The organism is Vibrio sp. 1CM23M (assembly GCF_023161755.1).
Classification (GTDB): domain Bacteria; phylum Pseudomonadota; class Gammaproteobacteria; order Enterobacterales; family Vibrionaceae; genus Vibrio; species Vibrio coralliirubri.
The window spans coordinates 42,902-64,314 of record NZ_JALNTR010000014.1 but is presented as its reverse complement, the minus strand read 5'-3'; the positions used below and the strand labels follow the sequence as shown (position 1 = coordinate 64,314).

Sequence of the window (21,413 nt, the reverse complement as noted above, 5' to 3'; positions counted from 1 at the left end):
ATAACTTAGATAGTGATAATCTAAGTCTTGATATGCATGCATATCATTATCCTGATTTATTCTTCGGATTGGCGAAAGCCAGACGAGTAACGCTTCAAGCAATTGAAGTGGAGCTCATGGTAAATCAGGCCATTAGATTGGCAATGGATATGCCTGACCGTTAGGTAAATTAATGCGCCCAACAGCTGTCAGGTTCTCGCACACCAACCGTAGTGCGATGCGTCGTCGTAGTGGCTTTGTTGCTGCTCCAACGGCTAAGAAATTGGCTCCTACAATGACTCTAGTTGAGAAGACTGCTTTATTAGCACCGACTACAACAAAAGTGATTAAAGCCGCTTAACAAAAAGCGCAGTTTTTACTGCGCTTTTTTCTTGCCCGCTCCCATCTTGAAATGTGTTTACACATTGGTATTCCCTACCCGATTTGATACCTTAGCCACAAATCATTATAAAATTTGTGGAGAAATAAAGTATGAAGTGTCACCGCATTGAAGAACTGCTTGAACTGATGGAGCCTGAGTGGCAGAAAGATCAAGAGCTTAACCTATTAGAGTTCATCATTAAGCTATCAAAAGAAGCGGGCTACCAAGGCAAGCTTGAAGAACTGACTGACGATGTTCTTATCTACCACCTAAAAATGCGCAACAGCGAAAAAGATGAAATGATCCCGGGTCTGAAAAAAGACCAAGAAGATGATTTCAAAACCGCAATTCTAAAAGCACGTGGCCTTCTTTAGTCGCCCGTTTGTTTAGAGCTCAATTGCCGTATAGATAAAACACTCAATTTAAAAAGCGACCACCAGGTCGCTTTTTTGTTTCTGTTCGCTATTTTTTCGTCACAACTGTTATGACTTTTGTTGTTAAAGGTTGATAGCGTTAAAGAAATGAGAACAAGATTGTCGCTATAATCGCCATCCATAAGAATCTTCTAAAATAATAAGAGTGAGTGCGATAACAACAAATGCACCAAGCTCAATTTCAACAGGTTCTCTAAACCATACTTTCAAGTAATGTCGTCATGCCCGACTTAACCGGGCAAACAAGCCACAAAAAGGATAGTCCATGAGTCAGGATAAAATCGATATCAAAGATGTGACTCCTAAAACCTTTAACCCGAAAACACATAAAGGTAATGGAGATCGATTTAACCCAAGTAACCGAATCTATGTTCGAGAAAGCAAAGGTAAATTCCAACAACTGCGTCGCTATGGCGGTTGGTTCTTACTTTTACTTTTTGCGCTTATCCCGTGGATTCCCTTTGGTGAACGCCAAGCGATCTTGCTCGATATCGGCAGCCAACAGTTCAACTTCTTTGGCACAACGTTATACCCGCAAGATCTGACCCTACTCGCGATCCTATTTATGATTGCCGCGTTTGGCTTATTCTTCATAACCACCTTCTTAGGCCGTGTCTGGTGTGGCTATTTATGCCCACAAACCGTCTGGACCTTCATGTACATCTGGTTCGAAGAGAAGCTAGAAGGTGCTGCCAATAAGCGAAGAAAACAAGACTCGGGCAAACTGACGAGCAATTTAATCCTCAGAAAAACCCTCAAACACATTGCGTGGTGGGCGATTGCCATTGCGACGGGTTTAACCTTTGTTGGTTACTTCATCCCAATCAAAGAGTTAGTGGTTGGCTTCTTTACCTTTAACTCGTCTTTCTGGCCAGTGTTTTGGGTACTGTTCTTTGCTGGATGTACTTATGCCAATGCGGGTTGGATGCGTTCAATTGTTTGTCTGCACATGTGTCCTTACGCGCGTTTCCAGTCAGCAATGTTCGATAAAGACACCTTCATCGTTGGTTACAACACAGAACGTGGTGAAAGCCGTGGCCCTCGCTCTCGTAAAGCCGATCCAAAAGAGCTTGGTCTAGGCGACTGTATTGACTGTAATCTGTGTGTACAAGTGTGCCCTACGGGGATTGATATCCGTGACGGCCTGCAATACGAGTGTATTAACTGCGGCGCGTGTATTGATGCCTGTGACAACACCATGGAGCGTATGGGCTACGAGAAAGGACTGATCAACTACACCACCGAGCACAGACTTGAAGGTCACTCGACCAAGGTAATGCGTCCTAAACTATTGGGCTATGGCGCCATCTTGATCGTGATGCTGGGCTTGTTCTTCGCCCAAATCGCGAGCGTTGATCCTGCCGGACTAAGTGTTCTGCGTGACCGAAACCAGCTGTTCAGAGTCAATAACCAAGGGCTGGTTGAAAACACCTACACCTTGAAAGTGATCAACAAGACTCAACAAGAGCAAGAGTACAAGCTCGATGTTAGCGGACTGCCCAATGCTATCTGGTACGGCAAACAGACGATTACTGTCGATCCGGGCGAGGTTTTGAACCTACCTATCAGTTTAGGCGCCGACCCAGAAAAACTGAGCTCACCAGTTTCGACAATTCAGTTTATACTCTCGGATAATGAAGAGTTTACGATGGAAGTCGAAAGCCGCTTTATCAAGAAGCTCTGATACCCGCACCGTAGTGCTTGGTATAACAACCCAATAAATGGAAAAAGGCTCAGTAATGAGCCTTTTTTATTCTATGACGATGCAAGCCTTTAACTTTGATAACCTGACTCCTGACTTCATGTGGTATGCACTGGAGAGCATCGGAGTTCGCGCTGAATCCGGGCTTCTCGCTCTCAACAGTTACGAAAACCGTGTCTATCAGTTCACCGATGAAGACCGTAAGCGCTACGTCGTTAAGTTTTATCGTCCGCAACGCTGGAACAAGGCACAGATCCAAGAAGAGCATGACTTCGCACTCGAGCTTATCGAACAAGAGATGCCGGTTGCGCCTCCAATGCGAATCAACGGTGCAACCTTACATGAATACCAAGGCTACCTATTTGCACTATTTGAAAGTGTTGGCGGCAGACAGTATGAAGTCGACAATCTAGATCAATTAGAAGGCGTTGGACGTTTTCTTGGTCGTATTCATAAAGCCAGCGCGGGAAGAACATTCCAGCACCGCCCAACCATCAGCTTAGATGAATACCTTTATCAGCCACGTAAGATTCTAGAGAACTCTCAGTTCATCCCAACACACCTAGAAAACGCGTTCTTCAATGACGTTGACCTTCTGATCAAAGAGCTAGAGAGCCAGTGGCCGAGCAATATTGAGAATATCCGCCTACATGGTGACTGCCACCCTGGCAACATCTTGTGGCGCGATGGACCAATGTTCGTCGACCTTGATGACGCTCGTAACGGCCCTGCGATACAAGATCTGTGGATGCTGCTTAATGGCGAACGCCAAGATAAGCTGATGCAACTGGATATTTTGCTCGAGAGTTACCAAGAATTTTGCGATTTTAATACCGCACAACTGAAACTAATCGAACCACTACGCGGTCTACGTATGGTGCATTACATGGCATGGTTGGCGAAACGATGGCACGATCCTGCGTTTCCTCTGGCCTTCCCGTGGTTTAATGATCCGAAATATTGGGAGCAACAAGTACTTGCTTGTAAAGAGCAAATTGCTACCCTGCAAGAGCCACCACTTTCGTTAATGCCTCAGTGGTAACAGCAATCGCAACATACAACTAGATAAAAATTCAAACATAATGGAGATTGGATAAATGAAAAAGCTATTCGCATTTTTCTCATTGATCATGTTGAGCCTTTCAGCTCACGCTGCGAAATTTAACGAAGGTGAACACTACAAAGTTCTCGACCTAGAAGCATCAAAAAAACCAATGGTGACAGAGTTCTTCTCTTTTTACTGCCCACACTGTAATAGCTTTGAGCCAATCATCCAGCAGCTAAAACAACAGCTACCTAAAGACGCTAAGCTACAGAAGAACCATGTTTCATTCATGGGTGGCAACATGGGTCTGCCAATGAGCAAAGCTTACGCGACGATGATTGCACTGAAAGTTGAAGACAAAATGGTGCCAGTGATGTTTAACCGCATCCACACCATGAACAAGCCACCACGTGATGAAGAAGAACTGCGTCAAATCTTCCTAGACGAAGGTGTTGATGCGAAGAAATTCGATGCTGCGTATAACGGCTTTGCAGTAGATTCTATGGTTCGTCGCTTCGACAAAGCATTCAAAGACAGCGGCCTTTCAGGTGTACCTGCTGTTGTGGTTAACAACCGCTACCTAGTCGAAGCTCAAGGTATCAACTCTCTTGATGAGTACTTCGAGCTGGTGAACTTCTTATTGAAGAAGTAAGTCATTGATGAAAGGAAGCTTCGGCTTCCTTTTTTTTTGCTTGTTCAAAAATCATCATTGATAAATAATTAACCTGGAAGTTTAAAGCTTTACTGCTATTAATAACCCGTCCTAAGAACCGGTGGGCAAGGAGCCCTTAAATGAAAATCAAAATAACTCTCTTGGCTTTGAGCGTTGCGGCTTCTCCCGCTTTTGCCAAGCTTGCAGACCAACAAGGTTTCAGTGGTGAAATCTCTATCAATACCGGCGTTGCCTCTTCTACCTCAAACTTTAATACCGATGCTGATAGCAATCTTTCATCCATAGATCAGAAGGCTTCTTCAGAAAGCTCATTTCTTGTCGCCCCTTTAGGCAGTGTCGCTTACACCTTTGGTGAGAAGCTAAATCACCAGGTTTACACAGGTACCGCTCGTGATGACGTAGCTACGGGTACTGTTGTGCTAGAGGTTGGTTATAAATACCAGCTTGAGTCTGGCATGGTGATCGACGCTTCACTGCTTCCAACCATTATGTCGGGTGAAACTTGGGCCGATCCATACAACACCACATCAGCTCGCACCAAGACCGATGAAACTGGCAATGCGTTTCGTTTGAAGCTAAGCAACATTGCGGGCTCAGCTTTCTCGCTAGACATGGCCTATGCGACCAAAGATGTCGACAAGGATGATATTCAAGAGCAAGAGCTCAAACGAGATGCCAATACTCTCTACTTGAAAGGTCAATATCGCCTGCCACTCAGTCGTACCATGATGCTTATTCCATCCGTCATCTATCAAACACGTGATGCTGATGGTAAAGCTGAATCTTACGACCAATTCGGTGGTGAGGTAAGCTTGTTTGGTGGCATGGGGCGTCACCAGTACGCACTAACAGCGGGTTACAACCAACGCTCTTACGATGCGAGCAACCCGATCTACGACAAGAAACGCAGCGACGACAATATCAACCTATTCGCCGCCTATGAGTATGATCAATTCATGGATTGGGAAAACTGGTCGTTTATTTCACTAGCGGGCTACGGCACCAGCGACTCGAACATTACCTTCTACGACGAGTCTCAATATATCGTTTCAGTTGGCCTGAACTACAAGTTCTAACCTTAACGAGTATGAACAGCAATCCAACGAAAGCCTGCATCTAAGCAGGCTTTTTTCTGCTTGCTAGACAGCTTGAGCCGTGAGTTGCTTCAGCAAGCGATCCATCGCGCGATAGCCAAGCGCTTCCGATAGATGCTTCTTTTCGATCTGCTCATTACCGTCAAGGTCGGCAATGGTTCGTGCCACCTTAATGATTCGATGATAAGCACGAATCGACAGACCCAGTCGGTGCAACGCCGTTTCCAGAAACTCCGCATCCTCGCGTCTTAACGGGCAATACTTCTCAATTTCTCGGCTACCTAACAGTGCATTCGATTTATGGTTGCGAGATAGCATCAACTCACGCGCCTGCCTGACCCTTTGCTTTACCACTTGAGTCGTTTCCCCACGGTCACCACCCTCAGCGAGCATGCCTTTAGGAAGCAATGGGATCTCCAACGACATATCGAACCTATCCAGCAAGGGCCCAGATAAGCGATTGAGGTAACGCAGGATGATCTGTGGGTTGGCGCGCGCTTGATTACCTTCGTAATAACCCGTTGGACTTGGGTTAAGTGCACCGACCAATTGAAAACGCGCAGGAAAACGAGTCTTGCCCGCAGCACGAGAGATAATGATTTCACCCGACTCTAGTGGCTCTCGTAATGAATCAAGCACCTTGCGCTCAAACTCCGGCATCTCATCTAAGAACAATAAGCCGTTATGCGCTAAAGAGATCTCTCCGGGGCGAGGCACCGAACCACCACCCACTAATGCCGCCATTGAACTGGAATGGTGAGGGGATCGAAAAGGTCGTTGCTTCCAGTTGTATTGATTGATTTCTTGTTGCGTTAACGAGGCCACCGACGCGGTTTCCATCGCTTCGTCATCACTCATTTCAGGTAGCAAGTCACGCAGTCGAGAAGCGAGCATAGTTTTTCCGGTTCCGGGTGGGCCAAGAAACAATAAGTTATGATTCCCAGCGGCTGCGATCTCCAGAGCTCGCTTGCCTTGTTGTTGGCCGATAATATCTTGTAGGTCGCGAAGCACTGAAACATCAGCCTGATGATGTTCCGTTCTATATAGCCCAAGCTGAGCCTGTCCACACATGTCAGCGCAAACTTCCAACAAGGTTTGTGCAGATTTATGCGCTCCCTTGCCCACCAGCGCAGCCTGATCACCGTTATGATGTGGGACAACTAAGCATCGTTCAACGCTATCGGCGGCTAACGTCGCAGGCAACACACCCTTTACTGAGCGTAATTCTCCTGACAACGCCAACTCACCGATGAATTCATGCTGAGCTATTTTTGATGTCGGAAGCTGATCCGATGCCACTAAAATCCCAAGTGCGATGGGCAGGTCGAAACGGCCCCCTTCTTTGGGTAAATCGGCAGGGGCGAGGTTGACCGTGATTCTTTTCGATGGAAACTCAAAGCGAGAATTGATGATCGCGCTTCTCACTCGATCTTTAGATTCCTTGACCGTTGTTTCAGGTAGACCCACCAGCGTAAAGCCAGGCATTCCGTTGCTTATATGCACCTCAACGGTCACTTCTGGCGCCTCTACACCCACACTAGCTCGACTATGAATTATCGCGAGTCCCATAACTTTCCTTTGTCTTTGATTTAAAAGTATTCGCTCTGGATATTCGTTGCTCACCAAAGCGATAAGGTTGTTATATAGCTTGGTGGAATGGTGTTTTAATGTGAAAAAAGAATGACATTTTCCTTGTCATGCGGCAGATTTGTGTGATAACACTAGAGATGTAGACATTTACTGAAGACAATAAACGAGAAAACTCGAATATTATGATTTTTAACGCTCGCATTTACGCACTGATTAACCTGATTATCGTAGTCATTATTAAGACTGCGCGGGGGCGAGTGGGAAGAAAGTAACCACGAATTAGAAAAAACCCCCGCACTGACAAGTCCGGGGGTTTTTTCTAATTTAAACATTCGATTTTTATATTTTTGAGCATTTTCGGCTTTGCCGATTTACAGGAAGAATGGGAGCACAAGATGTGCAGAGACAAAGGAAACAGTTACCAAAATAAAGGTAATACGGGAGAATTCCGATGAAAGGCGCAGAACTAGTCGTATCCGCACTCAAGCAACAAGGAATTGAGACCGTATTTGGTTACCCAGGTGGTGCCATCATGCCAATCTACGATGCACTCTATGACGGCGGGGTTGAACATATCCTATGTCGCCATGAGCAAGGCGCTGCTATGGCCGCGATCGGCATGGCTCGAGCAACACAAGATGTCGCTGTTTGTATGGCAACGTCTGGCCCAGGTGCTACCAACCTAGTCACTGGCCTTGCTGATGCCTTTATGGACTCTATCCCTATGGTTGCAATCACAGGTCAGGTTGCAAGTTCCCACATTGGTACCGATGCATTCCAAGAAATGGATGTGATTGGTATGTCTCTGTCATGTACTAAACACAGCTACCTAGTAACTGATATTGAAGATCTTGCTCCAACCCTCGCAGAAGCGTTTGTGGTAGCGAAATCTGGCCGTCCTGGCCCGGTTATCGTCGATATCGCGAAAGATGTTCAACTAGCAGAAGCACCTGTTAACGCTCTTCCTGAATTTACTCCACCCGCAATTCCTGTTGCGACAACCGATGCCATTGAACAGGCACAGTACTTTTTGTCTCAAGCAACCCGTCCTGTTTTATACGTAGGTGGTGGTGTTCAACTTGCTAAAGCAACCGATGCGGTTCGTGAGTTTTTACGCCTTAACCCAATGCCAGCAGTAAGCACACTGAAAGGCTTGGGCACTATCGAACGTGACGACCCACACTACCTTGGCATGCTGGGTATGCACGGCACTAAAGCCGCTAACCTTGTGGTTCAAGAGAGTGACCTATTGATTGTAGTCGGTGCTCGTTTTGATGACCGAGTAACAGGCAAACTCGATACCTTTGCGCCACACGCGAAGGTTATCCATATCGATATCGATGCAGCAGAGTTCAGCAAACTGCGTCTTGCCAACGCGCCAATTCGCGGTGACATCAACAAGATCATGCCTCAACTAGAGCTAAGCCAAGACATCTCCTCTTGGGTTCACCACTCTGAAGGGCTTCGTAGCTCATTCAAATGGCGTTACGACCACCCTGGCGATCTGATCTTTGCCCCACTGTTGTTGAAGCAACTATCAGATATGATGCCAGCAAGTTCTATGGTTTCGACCGATGTCGGCCAACACCAAATGTGGGCAGCTCAGCACATTCAGCCTCGCGATCCACAAAACTTCATTACCTCTGCCGGTTTAGGCACCATGGGCTTTGGCTTGCCAGCTGCAATGGGTGCATCGGTTGGGCGTCCTGATGACCAATCTATACTTATCTCTGGTGACGGCTCGTTCATGATGAACATTCAAGAGCTTGGCACATTGAAGCGTCGTCAGATCCCAGTGAAGATGGTACTGCTTAATAACTCTCGTTTGGGCATGGTTCGCCAATGGCAATCGCTGTTCTTTGATGGCCGCCACAGTGAAACTATCTTGGATGACAACCCTGACTTCGTGATGCTTGCGAAAGCGTTCGATATCCCGGGCAAAACCATCACTCGTAAAGAAGAAGTAGAACCAGCATTGAAAGAGATGCTAGAGAGTAAAACCGCTTACCTACTTCATGTTCTTATCGATGAAGAAGAAAACGTATGGCCACTAGTACCGCCAGGTGCTTCAAACAGTGAGATGTTGGAGAACACATAACATGAAAAGATACCTATTAGACATCAAAGCCGATGATAAGCCTGTACTACTAGAGCGTGTTCTTCGTGTTATCCGCCACCGTGGCTTCATTGTTAAGCAAGTTGCGGGCACTCAAAACCACGAAAGCAAAGTGGCGAGTGTTGAGATCATCGTAGACAGTGACCGTCCGATCTCGTTCTTGGTAAACCAAATCGAAAAGCTGTGGGATGTGCGTACCGTTGACGTTATCTCGATCAGCCGTAATGAACTGCCAAACAACAACTTACAACAAAAGATAAACGCATAAGGAACCGTAAACATGACAGCTAAAACAGCAGACTATATTTGGTTTAACGGTGAGATGGTTCCTTGGGCAGAGGCGAACGTTCACGTCCTGACTCACGCAATGCACTACGGTACTTCGGTGTTTGAAGGTGTTCGTTGCTACAACACACCAAAAGGGCCGGTTATCTTCCGTCACCCTGAGCACGCTAAGCGCCTAAAAGATTCAGCAAAAATCTACCGCTTCCCTATTCCTTACACAGAGGAAGAAATTATGGAAGCGACTCGCGAAACGCTACGCCAAAATAAGCTAGAGTCAGCGTACATCCGCCCTCTAGGTTTCGTAGGTAACGTTGGTTTGGGTGTCTGCCCGCCAGAAAACACTGAGATGGAGCTAATCATCGCTGCTTTCCCTTGGGGTTCTTACCTAGGCGAAGAAGCACTAGAAAATGGCGTTGATGCGATGATTTCTAGCTGGAACCGTGCCGCTCCAAACACGATCCCAACCGCAGCAAAAGCCGGTGGTAACTACCTATCTTCACTACTGGTTGGTGGCGAAGCTCGCCGTCATGGTTACGATGAAGGCATCGCACTGAGTGTTGATGGTTACCTTTCTGAAGGTGCAGGTGAGAATATCTTTGTGGTACGTAACGGCGTGCTATCAACGCCACCAGCGACCAGCGCGATTCTGCCGGGTATCACTCGTGATTCGATCATGACACTAGCAAAAGACATGGGTTACGAAATCCGTGAAGAGAACATTGCTCGTGAAGCGCTATACCTTGCCGATGAAGTCTTCATGACAGGCACAGCGGCGGAAATCGTTCCGGTTCGCAGCGTAGACAAAATTACAGTAGGTGAAGGCAAACGCGGTCCTATCACTGAAAAAGTTCAAGCGGCTTACTTTGGTTTATTCAATGGAACCACTGAAGATAAGTGGGGCTGGTTAGACTACGTTTACCCAGCAGACCAAACTTCAGAAAACCAAACGCAAACAACTAAGTAAGCAACAGCCAAATATTTTATAAGGATTTAAGCAATGCCAATCTATCGTTCAGCAACGACTACCCACGGACGCAACATGGCTGGTGCGCGCGCTTTATGGCGTGCAACTGGCGTTAAAGATGATGACTTCGGTAAGCCAATCATCGCGGTTGTAAACTCGTTCACTCAATTTGTACCAGGCCACGTTCACCTTAAAGACATGGGTCAACTGGTTGCGGGTGAAATCGAGAAAGCGGGCGGTATCGCTAAAGAATTCAACACCATCGCGGTTGATGATGGTATCGCAATGGGTCACGGCGGCATGCTTTACTCACTGCCATCACGTGAGCTTATCGCAGACTCAGTAGAGTACATGGTCAATGCACACTGTGCAGATGCTATGGTGTGTATCTCTAACTGTGACAAAATCACTCCGGGAATGATGATGGCTGCAATGCGCCTTAACATCCCAGTGATCTTTGTATCAGGCGGCCCAATGGAAGCAGGTAAAACCAAGCTTTCAGATCAGATCATCAAGCTCGACCTTGTTGATGCAATGATCCAAGGTGCCGATCCAACGATTTCAGATGAGCAAAGTGAGCAAGTAGAACGTTCTGCATGTCCAACCTGTGGTTCATGTTCAGGTATGTTCACAGCTAACTCAATGAACTGTCTAACAGAAGCACTTGGCCTATCTCAGCCTGGTAACGGTTCTATGCTAGCGACGCACGCAGACCGTGAAGAGCTATTCATCAATGCTGGTAAGCGCATCGTTGACCTCACTAAGCGTTACTACGAGCAAGACGACGAATCAGCACTGCCTCGTAACATCGCAAACCGCGCAGCATTCGAAAACGCGATGGCACTGGATATCGCGATGGGCGGTTCTAGTAACACCGTTCTTCACCTATTGGCTTCTGCTCAAGAAGGTGAGATTGATTTTGATATGGGTGATATCGACGAGATGTCTCGCCGCGTTCCACACCTATGTAAGGTTGCGCCTTCAACGCCTAAATACCACATGGAAGACGTTCACCGTGCTGGTGGCGTAATGGCTATCCTAGGTGAGCTTGATCGTGCAGGTCTACTGAACAACCAAACACGCACTGTACTTGGCCTAAGCATGCAAGAGCAGCTAGCTCAATACGACATCATGCAGACCGAAGACGAAGCCGTGCTTAAGTTCTTCCGTGCAGGCCCTGCGGGCATTCGTACGACTAAAGCCTTCTCACAAGATTGTCGTTGGGATCGCCTTGATGATGACCGTGTCGATGGTTGTATTCGTACCAAAGAGAACGCATTCAGCCAAGAAGGTGGCCTAGCGGTACTTTCAGGTAACATCGCCGTTGATGGTTGTATCGTCAAGACCGCGGGTGTTGATGAGGAGAACCTGAAATTCCAAGGTCCTGCAATCGTATTCGAAAGCCAAGACACGGCGGTAGACGGTATCTTAGCGGGTAAAGTAAAAGCCGGCGAAGTGGTTGTTATTCGTTACGAAGGTCCTAAAGGTGGTCCGGGCATGCAAGAAATGCTCTACCCAACTACTTACCTAAAATCTATGGGTCTAGGTAAGTCTTGTGCGCTTCTAACGGACGGACGTTTCTCTGGTGGTACTTCGGGTCTGTCTATCGGTCACGCTTCTCCAGAAGCTGCAAGTGGCGGTGTTATTGGTCTAGTGAATACTGGCGACATCATCACTATCGACATCCCTAGCCGCTCAATCACACTTGATGTGCCTGAAGCTGAGCTAGAAGCGCGTCGTGTTAAGCAAGACGCACTAGGCTGGAAACCAGAAAACCGTCAGCGTGAAGTTTCATTCGCACTGAAAGCTTACGCAAGCATGGCAACCAGTGCCGACAAAGGCGCCGTGCGTGATAAGTCTAAGCTTGAGGGCTAACTATGAGTGATGACACCTCCAGTCCCCAGAAACAAACTGGCGCAGATTACCTGCGTCAGATCCTGAGAGCGCCGGTTTACGAAGCGGCAATCGTGACACCTCTACAGGATATGCCACGTTTAAGCGCGCGCATTGGAAATCAGGTCCAGCTTAAGCGAGAAGACCGCCAGCCGGTGCACTCGTTCAAGCTACGCGGCGCCTACAACATGGTATCAAGCCTTTCTGAGCAGCAAAAAACCGCAGGTGTGATTGCTGCATCGGCGGGTAATCATGCTCAAGGTATGGCGCTATCTGGCTCTAAGTTGGGTATTCAGACCACGATTGTGATGCCAAAAACCACACCAGACATCAAGGTTGATGCGGTACGTGGATTTGGCGGTAACGTGGTTCTGCACGGCAGCAACTTTGATGAAGCCAAGGCAGAAGCCGAGCGTCTTTCTGCTGAACATGGCTTCACCTTTGTGCCTCCTTTCGATCACCCACTGGTGATTGCAGGACAAGGCACGATGGGTATGGAAATGCTGCAGCAAAACGGTCACATGGATTATATCTTTGTGCCGGTTGGTGGTGGTGGCTTAGCTGCGGGTGTTGCTGTGCTAGTAAAACAGCTGATGCCAGAGATTAAAGTCATTGCAGTAGAACCAGAAGATTCGTCGTGCTTAAAAGCGGCCCTCGATGCTGGTGAACCTGTAGTACTGGATCAGGTCAGCATGTTTGCTGATGGTGTTGCGGTTAAACGCATTGGTGAAGAGACATTCCGTCTTTGCCAACAGTACATTGACGGTCACATTGCAGTCTCTAGTGATGAGATCTGCTCTGCGGTGAAAGACATCTTTGAAGACACTCGAGCGATAGCTGAACCTTCAGGAGCGCTTGCTCTGGCTGGCTTGAAGAAGTTTGCTGAACAGAACCAACTGCAAGACAAGCAATTGGCAACGGTATTGTCTGGTGCTAACACCAACTTCCACGGCCTACGATATGTATCTGAACGTTGTGAGCTGGGTGAGAAGCGAGAAGGTCTACTTGCGGTTACTATTCCAGAGCGACAAGGGGCATTCCTGGAGTTCTGTAATATCATTGGTGGCCGAGCGGTGACTGAGTTTAACTACCGCCACAACGACGAAAGCCTAGCGAATATCTTCGTTGGTGTACGCCTACAAGGTGGTCAAGAAGAACTCGAACACATCATCAATGACTTACGTGAGGGCGGCTACCCGGTTGTCGATCTGTCTGATGATGAGATGGCAAAACTGCACATTCGCTACATGATTGGCGGTAAACCATCGAAGCCACTGAAAGAACGCCTATACAGCTTTGAGTTCCCAGAATACCCAGGTGCATTGATTAAATTCCTTGATACCTTAGGTACCCACTGGAACATCAGCCTATTCAATTACCGTAATCACGGTGCCGATTACGGCCGAGTATTGTGTGGCTTTGAGCTTGATGATGATGACTTGGCTCAGTTCTCAACACACCTACGAGAGCTTGGCTACCAGTGTAAAGATGAAACCGATAACCCTTCCTACAAGTTCTTCTTGTCTTAAGAGTTAACGATCGAATCAAAAAAGAGCGAGTATTTACTCGCTCTTTTTATTGGTGCTGATTCAGCTCAAGCTTGAAAAGGATCTTCTTATAAAGAGATCATTAGATCGCCTTGCGATGATCCAACCAATCTTGGTGCAGCTGTTCACTTGATCCTAGATATTTGACCATCCATTCGATCAGTTTATGGTTATCGTCTTTTCGCCATACCAAACAACAATGACTCTGCGGACTCGGTTCAGGCAGTATTTTCTCCACCAGCAGGCCTTGTTCGATAATTGGCGCGGCAATGTGTCTTGGCATATAACCCACCCCTACTCCATTTTTAAGGCATTCAATCGCGCTATACCAGTTAGGTAACAATAGGCGTCTTTGATTTGAGTAATGGCCTGTGTGTCGCTTAGGGAGCACACTAGAAGTATCGTCTAAACATATTGCGGGATACTGGCTAACAAATTCTTCATTGAGGTTTTGCTCTCGCACACACGGGTGGCTTGGCGACATTACAAACGCCCAATCTAGGCGTCCCATATCTTTAACCTCAAAGTCGCCACCGACCGGAATCGCCGAGGTCGCACCAATCACAATATCTGCTCTACCCTGTGCAATAGCTTCCCAAGAGCCATTAAACACCTCCATGTTGATCTGAAGTTCAGCAAACTCAAAGGTTTGATAGAACTCTTCAATCATCGGCTTCATCTTGTCGAGCTTAACCACGTTATCGAGCGTTAGGCGCAAGGTTTTCTTCCAGCCACGCGCTGCTCGGCGAGTCTGGGCACTGACCTCTTCCATCTGCCTCAGTAACGCACGTGCCTCTTCAATGAACAATTCACCTGCAGGTGTCAGCTCTACTTTTCTTGGTAAACGTCTGAAAAGTAGAACATCCAGTTCTTGCTCTACCTGCCTAACACCATAGCTGATCGCCGATGGCACTTTGTGCAATTGTTCTGCCGCCGCAGTAAAACTGCCTAAGCGAGCAACCGTATCGAGCATTTCTAAAGAGGATTTAGAGAACATAAGCCTTCAAATTTTTTGATTGATAACCACATATTTTAGCGTTTTATTTTATCAGGTCTGAAAAATAGAATGTCAGCATAAATAAACAGGGGCTTTCACTTCTGTATATCAAACAATTTTTTTGATGATAAAAACATCACTACCTTTAGCTTAATGGCATCTTATGAATATTTCTAAATTTCAATTGGTCTACCTTGCAGTTCTTTCAATGCTTGGCTTTATTGCGACCGATATGTACCTTCCTGCATTTAAGGCAATGGAAGTTGATTTCGCAACCGGCCCAGAGCAAATAGCTCTGTCTCTAACGGTATTCCTTGGCGGTATGGCAATGGGTCAGCTTCTTTGGGGTCTAGCGAGTGACAAGTATGGTCACCGTAATACGCTGGCGGTTGGTCTTGTTATCTTTACCGCAGCTTCATTCGGCTTAGCATTCAGCACCGAGGTATGGCACCTACTGACACTACGATTCATTCAAGCGATCGGCGTATGTGCTCCTGCGGTAATCTGGCAAGCAATGGTTATCAAGCGTTACTCGCAAAGCAGTAGCCAGCAAATTTTTGCAACCATCATGCCTTTGGTTGCGCTATCTCCTGCACTAGCACCTCAGCTAGGTGTGTTACTGGCAGATAACTTTGGCTGGCACAGTATCTTCATCACATTGACCTTGATGGGTGCACTGCTAGTGGCAACGACAATGGCTCAACCAAAAGAAGCGCCTGAAGTAAAACAAACATCGATTAAGACAGACATCAAGATGTTGCTTAAATCAAAGCCTTACATGGGTAATGTTTTAATGTTTGCATCAGCATCTGCAGCGTTCTTCGCTTACCTAACGGGTATGCCAGAGATAATGGCTCAGCTAGGTTATGAAGCAAAAGATATCGGTTTGAGCTTTATCCCACAAACAATCGCGTTCATGGCGGGTGGTTACTTCGGTAAGCAAGCGGTGAAGAAATATGGTGATGGTGTTGTACTAAGAAACCTTATCGGTTTGTTCAGCGTAGCAGCGATGCTTATTTTTATTGCATCACAATGGGAACTGACGTCAATCTGGCCTCTACTTGCGCCTTTCTGTTTGATTGCTGTCGCAAACGGCGCACTTTACCCAATCGTAGTAAACCGTGCCCTATCAAGCGCTAAACAGAGCCCTGCGACAGCTGCTGGTCTACAAAACAGCCTGCAAATCAGCATCAGTGGCCTATCAAGTGCATTGGTCGCAGCAATGGCTAGCCAAGCACTAAGCGCGACAGGTATCGCGGTTGTGATCTGTTTGGGCGCATTGTGGGTTGGCTATATTGTTTCGAACAAAGAGCTTTCTGAACACTTCGCGACACCAGACAACTCTCGAGTGGTCGCTGACGAGAAACAAGATTAGTTTCTAGGTTAACGAAAACAAAAAAGAGCGAGATTACTCGCTCTTTTTTTATATCTAAATTCAGCCTTTGCTTATGACTATTTCGAAGCCGCTTCACCGTCAACAATTTCTAACGCTGGCGCTTTATGGCGGCTATATTCATCATAGTTAACCACTCGGCTGCGGCCCATATCTTTCGCCATGTACAAAGCATTATCGGCCATCTTGACCAGAGATTCGGTATCAGACGCAGGCTTAGGATAGGTGGCCACACCAATTGAAACTCCAAGCTGCCCTAGCGATAAGCCTTTGTGCTCAAGGTGCATTGAGCGCACCGCATCACACAAGGTTTGACCAAACTCCGTCGCTTCTTGCATTGAATAATGTGGAAGCAGAACCGCTAACTCCTCACCACCGAGCCGGCAAGCAATCTCGTCTTCGCTAACACTCTGTTTGAGTAGTGCACTGATCTCTTTCAATACGAAGTCACCCGCATCATGACCAAAGTTGTCATTAAAGCGTTTGAAGTGATCCAAATCGAGCATCAATAGCGATAATGGCTGCTCGCTGGTGGCCGAATTCATTGAGTGCTCTTCCAGTTTTTGTTCGAAGAAACGACGGTTGAATAAGCCAGTAAGAGGGTCGCTCAATGCTTGCGAGCGAAGCTTCTCTTGCAGGCTCAGGTTAGCTAATGCCAAGCCTAAGTGCTCTGAAACGCTGAACGCCAATTGCTCAGTAATGGGATCTATCTTGATATCACCAACACCGAAATAAAGGTGCATTATACCGATGGTGTTGCCATGTGCCGTCAACGGAATACACAGGGTTTGGTTGTTTTCCATCTCATGCATGTGACCACAGGTTAACGAGTGGAAATCGTCATTTGATTGATGTGCACGCCCCTTACGCAGTGACCAACACTCTTCAGGAGCAAAGCTCGCACTTCCCGGCCAAGTCTCTCCCCAATCGAGCTGAGTGATCAACTGGTTACGCGATGCACGCATCAAAGAAACACTGCCGTTCACGTTACCGAGAATTCGCGGCAAGATATCCGACACGATCTGTTGGGCTTCCACCATGTTGTTACACGCGGCCAGCATATTCGCGAGGCGGTGCATCAACTCAATTTCGTGGGTTCGTTGGCGAATGCGTTCATCTTGCTTCTTCTGTTCTTCTTCCACTCGATGAACAATTTGGCGATTACTCACGTAAGAGGTGCCGATCAAGAAGCTCAAACTCAGTAACACCATACCAACCAGAATCCCCATCAATTGGAAGTTCATCTGTTTCAGTTGATGCATTGGCGAAGAGATCACGATAACGAAATCTTGCCCGTTAACGCTCTCATTCATTGAATAGTAGATTCGGTCGATGGAGGTAACGGTACTAAAACGGACATCACTGCCAGTACCTTGTTGAAGGGCTTGCTTGAATTCGGGGCGGTTAGCGTGATTTTCAACTCTAGCTAGTGCATGGTCTGAAAGATCCGTATCACCAATCACGACACCATCGGGACTGATCACTTGGATTCGGAGTCGAGTGTTGGCTTGCGTTAAGTCTCCGATGTAATCATCGACATCCATATCAGCCGTAAATAACTCACTATCTTCACGAATTTCATAGATAACGTCTGACATCAAAGAGACAAGATGATCACGCTCATTCTCAACAACCAGCTTTTCCAACGTTACATAAAAGCCATAGAGACCTATTAACATTGAAAAAGACAAAATAATGATCGGCAATGTTTGCCATTTCTTTTCAACCAATATCACCGTACATTAACCCATTTATACCGAACTACTGCCCGAATATTAACAATCTATTAAAAAAATACAATTGCCAAATTGATTATTTTGTTAGCAGTGAGTGACCGATACAAAAAAGCCAGTAGCGATGCTACTGGCTTTCATAAGAATATCTTTTGAACGTTAGAGATTATTTCTTAGTTGGACGTTTCCAATCAGCAATCTTACGTTCTTTCGCACGGCTGATAACCAGCTCATTTTCAGAAACATCGCGTGTTACTGTAGAGCCAGCTCCAACGGTAGCACCATTACCAATCGTAACAGGTGCTATTAATTGGCTATCTGAACCAACGAATACGTCGTCGCCGATGATGGTCTTAAACTTATTCGCACCATCGTAGTTACAAGTAATTGCACCCGCACCCACGTTTACGCGCTGACCAATTTCAGCATCGCCTAGATACGTTAAGTGGTTCGCTTTAGAACCTTCACCAAGGCGAGTGTTCTTCACTTCAACAAAGTTACCGACGTGCGAGTTATTACGCATGTCAGCACCAGGACGTAGACGAGTGAAAGGACCAACCGTACAGTCTTCACCTACTGTTGCACCTTCGATCACACTGTATGGGCGAACGATGGTGTTGTCATCAATCTCGCAGTCTTTCAATACACAACCAGTGCCGATAATCACGTTATCGCCAATGCTTACGCTGCCTTCGATGATAACGTTAGTATCAATCTCAACGTCCATACCGCACTGCAGTTCGCCACGTAGATCGAAGCGGCTTGGGTCGCGCAGCATTACGCCTTGCTTTAATAACTTGTCTGCTTGCTCAGCTTGGTAAGCACGCTCTAGACGAGCCAGTTGAGAGCGGTCGTTTACGCCTTCCACTTCAATTGGGCTTACTGGGTGTACCGCTTCAACCGCTCGACCTTCATCGTGAGCCGCTGCGATAACGTCAGTCAGGTAGTATTCACCCTGTGCGTTGTCGTTACTTAGGCCAGACAACCAGCGCTTCAGATCGCCACCAGTCGCCACCATAACGCCAGTGTTGATCTCTTTGATAAGCTTCTGCTCATCCGTTGCATCTTTCTGCTCAACGATAGCCACAACAGGGCCATTACGACGAATAATGCGACCGTATCCCATTGGGTTGTCTAGCACGACCGTAAGTAGCGCGATACCACCGTTTGGTTGAGCGTCTAATAGGTTTTCAATGGTTTCAGGTGAGATCAGTGGAACATCACCGTATAGCACCAATACTTTTTCATCATCAGCGAAATGTGCAGATGCTTGATCCACCGCGTGGCCTGTACCCAGTTGCTCAGCTTGCAGTGCCCAATTTACAGATTCTTCAGCTAGAGTAGCCTTCATCTGATCACCACCGTGGCCGTAAACCAGGTTGATGTTTTGAGCGCCTAGACCATTACAGGTATCGATAACATGCTTCACCATTGGCTTACCCGCAAGTGTGTGCAGAACCTTTGGTGTGTTTGAATACATGCGAGTGCCTTTGCCCGCCGCGAGAATTACCGCGCTAAACTTCATTGTAAACCTATCCAACGTTATTTTTATTAAGCCGATATTGTAACCGTTTTTGGCCGAAAAATTAAATCGCAATAACCATTTAACCAGTAGTGATACGTAAAAGAAGCATTTTTGAGAACATCAAAAATGCAAAAAGGCGACCCTTAGGTCGCCTTTATCTCAGAGTCTATAATCTTAAAAAGATTAACGACGCTGTTTTGTCAGTTCGATAACTCGTAACTGAGCAATGGCTTTAGCCAGTTCACCGGCCGCTTGTGCGAAGTCTATGTCGCCATGCTGATTTTGGATATTCTCCACAGCCTTGCGTTTAGCTTCTTCCGCCTTTGCTGCGTCTAGCTCTTCACCACGGATAGCTGTATCAGCCAGTACAGTCGCTGTACCAGGCTGAACTTCTACCATACCACCAGAAACATAAATAATTTCTTCGTGGCCGTGCTGCTTAACAATACGCACCATACCAGGCTTGATAGCGGTCAGCAGTGGAGTATGACCATGGAAAATACCAAGCTCACCCTCACTACCGGTCACCTGAAACGTCTCAACAAGGCCTGAGAAAATTTGTTTCTCTGCACTTACAACGTCTAGGTGAAAGGTTATTGCTGCCATATCGCCTCCTAGTTAGCCTTATAGCTTCTTAGCATTCTCGATAGCTTCGTCAATTGCACCACAGTACATGAACGCTTGCTCTGGAATGTCATCGTATTCACCAGATAGAAGACCTTGGAAGCCACGTAGAGTCTCTTTAAGAGGTACGTAAACGCCTGGGTCACCTGTAAATACTTCCGCTACGTGGTAAGGCTGAGTTAGGAACTTCTCAATCTTACGAGCACGAGATACAACTTGCTTATCTTCTTCAGATAGCTCGTCCATACCTAGGATAGCAATGATATCTTTCAGCTCTTTATAGCGCTGAAGAGTAGACTGAACGCCACGAGCGATGTCGTAGTGCTCTTGTCCAACTACCAATGGATCCAGTTGACGTGAAGTAGAATCTAGCGGGTCGATCGCTGGGTATAGACCCATAGATGCGATGTTACGGTTAAGTACAACCGTTGCATCCAAGTGAGCGAACGTTGTTGCTGGAGACGGGTCAGTCAAGTCATCCGCTGGTACGTATACCGCCTGTACAGACGTGATAGAACCAGATTTAGTTGACGTGATACGCTCTTGTAGAACACCCATTTCTTCAGCTAGTGTAGGTTGGTAACCTACCGCAGAAGGCATACGACCTAGAAGTGCTGATACTTCAGTACCTGCTAGTGTGTAACGGTAGATGTTATCAACGAACAGTAGAACGTCACGACCTTCGTCACGGAAGCGCTCTGCCATTGTTAGACCAGTCAGTGCAACACGTAGACGGTTACCTGGTGGCTCGTTCATCTGACCGTAAACCATCGCTACTTTTGATTCTTCAGGTTTTTCGATGTTTACAACACCTGCTTCCTGCATCTCAAAGTAGAAATCGTTACCTTCACGAGTACGCTCACCTACACCTGCAAATACAGATAGGCCTGAGTGTTGAAGTGCGATGTTGTTGATAAGTTCCATCATGTTAACGGTCTTACCTACACCAGCACCACCGAATAGACCGATTTTACCACCCTTAGCGAATGGACAAATCAAGTCGATTACTTTAACACCAGTTTCTAGAAGAGCTGTCTCGTTAGACTGCTCTTCGTAGCTTGGAGCTTCACGGTGAATGGCGTAATGCTCTTCAGCACCAATCTCGCCACACTCATCAATCGCGTCACCTAGGACGTTCATGATACGACCCAATGTCTTAGTACCTACTGGTACTGAGATTGGAGCGCCAGTATTTTCAACTGTCAAACCACGACGTAAACCATCAGAGCTACCCATTACGATTGCGCGAACTACGCCACCGCCAAGTTGTTGCTGAACTTCAAGAACTAGACGTTCTTGTACTTCATTAACATTCAGAGCGTCGTATACACGAGGTACTTCACCCTGTGGGAACTCTACGTCGACTACCGCACCGATGATCTGTACGATCTTACCTGTAGCCATCGTTAATCCTCTAACTATTTAGTTTTACCTAAG

Annotated in this window: 18 protein-coding genes; 12 read left to right on the top strand and 6 right to left on the bottom strand. The window is 46.8% G+C overall.

The features are described 5' to 3' along the window. Window positions 1-172 precede the first annotated feature (172 nt). The 6 genes from MSG35_RS22955 (at window position 173) to MSG35_RS22930 (ending at window position 5,291) form a co-directional block, all read left to right on the top strand. Window positions 173-340, top strand: coding sequence for a hypothetical protein (locus MSG35_RS22955; protein ID WP_004739323.1), 168 nt, complete (start codon window positions 173-175; stop codon window positions 338-340). 131 nt (window positions 341-471) lie between these two features. Continuing rightward, a complete protein-coding gene (locus MSG35_RS22950; RefSeq protein ID WP_009848104.1) occupies window positions 472-735 on the top strand; it encodes a YihD family protein in 264 nt (87 codons plus the stop codon). Between the two features lie 325 nt (window positions 736-1,060). Beyond that, window positions 1,061-2,479 (top strand): cytochrome c oxidase accessory protein CcoG, encoded by a 1,419-nt coding sequence (ccoG, locus tag MSG35_RS22945; RefSeq protein WP_048610872.1) that lies wholly within the window; start codon window positions 1,061-1,063, stop codon window positions 2,477-2,479. Window positions 2,480-2,552: 73 nt separating this feature from the next. Further along, window positions 2,553-3,539: a serine/threonine protein kinase gene (locus MSG35_RS22940; protein WP_017058781.1), complete on the top strand. Its 987-nt coding sequence runs from the start codon at window positions 2,553-2,555 to the stop codon at window positions 3,537-3,539. 55 nt (window positions 3,540-3,594) lie between these two features. Then, the gene (locus MSG35_RS22935; RefSeq protein ID WP_048610871.1) at window positions 3,595-4,194 is read left to right on the top strand and encodes a thiol:disulfide interchange protein DsbA/DsbL; all 600 of its coding nucleotides are present in this window, start codon (window positions 3,595-3,597) and stop codon (window positions 4,192-4,194) included. Between the two features lie 140 nt (window positions 4,195-4,334). After that, on the top strand, window positions 4,335-5,291 hold the full coding sequence (locus MSG35_RS22930) for a DUF2860 domain-containing protein (protein WP_059022100.1): 957 nt from the start codon (window positions 4,335-4,337) through the stop codon (window positions 5,289-5,291). A 63-nt stretch (window positions 5,292-5,354) separates the two neighbouring features. Here MSG35_RS22930 and MSG35_RS22925 read toward each other — a convergent pair whose 3' ends face one another. Next, window positions 5,355-6,878, bottom strand: a complete 1,524-nt coding sequence (locus tag MSG35_RS22925; protein WP_017058783.1) for a YifB family Mg chelatase-like AAA ATPase — start codon at window positions 6,876-6,878, stop codon at window positions 5,355-5,357. 472 nt (window positions 6,879-7,350) lie between these two features. Here MSG35_RS22925 and ilvG point away from each other — a divergent pair, with 472 nt between their 5' ends. The 5 genes from ilvG to ilvA are packed head-to-tail and all read left to right on the top strand — an operon-like array spanning window position 7,351 to window position 13,686. Further along, the gene (gene ilvG / locus MSG35_RS22920) at window positions 7,351-8,997 is read left to right on the top strand and encodes an acetolactate synthase 2 catalytic subunit (protein ID WP_059022104.1); all 1,647 of its coding nucleotides are present in this window, start codon (window positions 7,351-7,353) and stop codon (window positions 8,995-8,997) included. A gap of 1 nt (window position 8,998) precedes the next feature. Then, entirely contained in the window at window positions 8,999-9,283 is a 285-nt protein-coding gene (ilvM, locus tag MSG35_RS22915) for an acetolactate synthase 2 small subunit (RefSeq protein WP_017055442.1), read from the top strand. 12 nt (window positions 9,284-9,295) lie between these two features. Then, a complete protein-coding gene (locus MSG35_RS22910; protein ID WP_017063017.1) occupies window positions 9,296-10,264 on the top strand; it encodes a branched-chain amino acid transaminase in 969 nt (322 codons plus the stop codon). Window positions 10,265-10,297: 33 nt separating this feature from the next. After that, on the top strand, window positions 10,298-12,139 hold the full coding sequence (gene ilvD / locus MSG35_RS22905) for a dihydroxy-acid dehydratase (RefSeq protein WP_019825534.1): 1,842 nt from the start codon (window positions 10,298-10,300) through the stop codon (window positions 12,137-12,139). Window positions 12,140-12,141: 2 nt separating this feature from the next. Beyond that, window positions 12,142-13,686, top strand: a complete 1,545-nt coding sequence (ilvA, locus tag MSG35_RS22900; RefSeq protein ID WP_248385048.1) for a threonine ammonia-lyase, biosynthetic — start codon at window positions 12,142-12,144, stop codon at window positions 13,684-13,686. A gap of 100 nt (window positions 13,687-13,786) precedes the next feature. On the opposite strand, the gene punR is transcribed toward ilvA, so the two are convergent. Beyond that, window positions 13,787-14,701, bottom strand: coding sequence for a DNA-binding transcriptional activator PunR (gene punR / locus MSG35_RS22895; RefSeq protein ID WP_017058788.1), 915 nt, complete (start codon window positions 14,699-14,701; stop codon window positions 13,787-13,789). 163 nt (window positions 14,702-14,864) lie between these two features. Here punR and punC point away from each other — a divergent pair, with 163 nt between their 5' ends. After that, window positions 14,865-16,076, top strand: coding sequence for a purine nucleoside transporter PunC (punC, locus tag MSG35_RS22890; protein ID WP_050633564.1), 1,212 nt, complete (start codon window positions 14,865-14,867; stop codon window positions 16,074-16,076). Between the two features lie 77 nt (window positions 16,077-16,153). On the opposite strand, the gene MSG35_RS22885 is transcribed toward punC, so the two are convergent. The 4 genes from MSG35_RS22885 to atpD form a co-directional block, all read right to left on the bottom strand. Next, complete coding sequence (locus MSG35_RS22885) at window positions 16,154-17,773, bottom strand: sensor domain-containing diguanylate cyclase (RefSeq protein WP_248385047.1); 1,620 nt, start codon at window positions 17,771-17,773, stop codon at window positions 16,154-16,156. A gap of 220 nt (window positions 17,774-17,993) precedes the next feature. Then, complete coding sequence (gene glmU / locus MSG35_RS22880; protein ID WP_048610853.1) at window positions 17,994-19,352, bottom strand: bifunctional UDP-N-acetylglucosamine diphosphorylase/glucosamine-1-phosphate N-acetyltransferase GlmU; 1,359 nt, start codon at window positions 19,350-19,352, stop codon at window positions 17,994-17,996. Window positions 19,353-19,535: 183 nt separating this feature from the next. Beyond that, entirely contained in the window at window positions 19,536-19,958 is a 423-nt protein-coding gene (locus tag MSG35_RS22875) for a F0F1 ATP synthase subunit epsilon (RefSeq protein WP_004735742.1), read from the bottom strand. A gap of 18 nt (window positions 19,959-19,976) precedes the next feature. Continuing rightward, window positions 19,977-21,380, bottom strand: a complete 1,404-nt coding sequence (atpD, locus tag MSG35_RS22870; RefSeq protein ID WP_048610850.1) for a F0F1 ATP synthase subunit beta — start codon at window positions 21,378-21,380, stop codon at window positions 19,977-19,979. Window positions 21,381-21,413: the final 33 nt, after the last annotated feature.

Coding starts and splice junctions, on each gene's coding strand:
- MSG35_RS22955 (WP_004739323.1), top strand. CDS start 173: ATGCGCCCAACAGCTGTCAGGTTCTCGCACACCAACCGTAGTGCGATG.
- MSG35_RS22950 (WP_009848104.1), top strand. CDS start 472: ATGAAGTGTCACCGCATTGAAGAACTGCTTGAACTGATGGAGCCTGAG.
- ccoG (WP_048610872.1), top strand. CDS start 1,061: ATGAGTCAGGATAAAATCGATATCAAAGATGTGACTCCTAAAACCTTT.
- MSG35_RS22940 (WP_017058781.1), top strand. CDS start 2,553: ATGACGATGCAAGCCTTTAACTTTGATAACCTGACTCCTGACTTCATG.
- MSG35_RS22935 (WP_048610871.1), top strand. CDS start 3,595: ATGAAAAAGCTATTCGCATTTTTCTCATTGATCATGTTGAGCCTTTCA.
- MSG35_RS22930 (WP_059022100.1), top strand. CDS start 4,335: ATGAAAATCAAAATAACTCTCTTGGCTTTGAGCGTTGCGGCTTCTCCC.
- MSG35_RS22925 (WP_017058783.1), bottom strand. CDS start 6,878: ATGGGACTCGCGATAATTCATAGTCGAGCTAGTGTGGGTGTAGAGGCG.
- ilvG (WP_059022104.1), top strand. CDS start 7,351: ATGAAAGGCGCAGAACTAGTCGTATCCGCACTCAAGCAACAAGGAATT.
- ilvM (WP_017055442.1), top strand. CDS start 8,999: ATGAAAAGATACCTATTAGACATCAAAGCCGATGATAAGCCTGTACTA.
- MSG35_RS22910 (WP_017063017.1), top strand. CDS start 9,296: ATGACAGCTAAAACAGCAGACTATATTTGGTTTAACGGTGAGATGGTT.
- ilvD (WP_019825534.1), top strand. CDS start 10,298: ATGCCAATCTATCGTTCAGCAACGACTACCCACGGACGCAACATGGCT.
- ilvA (WP_248385048.1), top strand. CDS start 12,142: ATGAGTGATGACACCTCCAGTCCCCAGAAACAAACTGGCGCAGATTAC.
- punR (WP_017058788.1), bottom strand. CDS start 14,701: ATGTTCTCTAAATCCTCTTTAGAAATGCTCGATACGGTTGCTCGCTTA.
- punC (WP_050633564.1), top strand. CDS start 14,865: ATGAATATTTCTAAATTTCAATTGGTCTACCTTGCAGTTCTTTCAATG.
- MSG35_RS22885 (WP_248385047.1), bottom strand. CDS start 17,773: ATGTTAATAGGTCTCTATGGCTTTTATGTAACGTTGGAAAAGCTGGTT.
- glmU (WP_048610853.1), bottom strand. CDS start 19,352: ATGAAGTTTAGCGCGGTAATTCTCGCGGCGGGCAAAGGCACTCGCATG.
- MSG35_RS22875 (WP_004735742.1), bottom strand. CDS start 19,958: ATGGCAGCAATAACCTTTCACCTAGACGTTGTAAGTGCAGAGAAACAA.
- atpD (WP_048610850.1), bottom strand. CDS start 21,380: ATGGCTACAGGTAAGATCGTACAGATCATCGGTGCGGTAGTCGACGTA.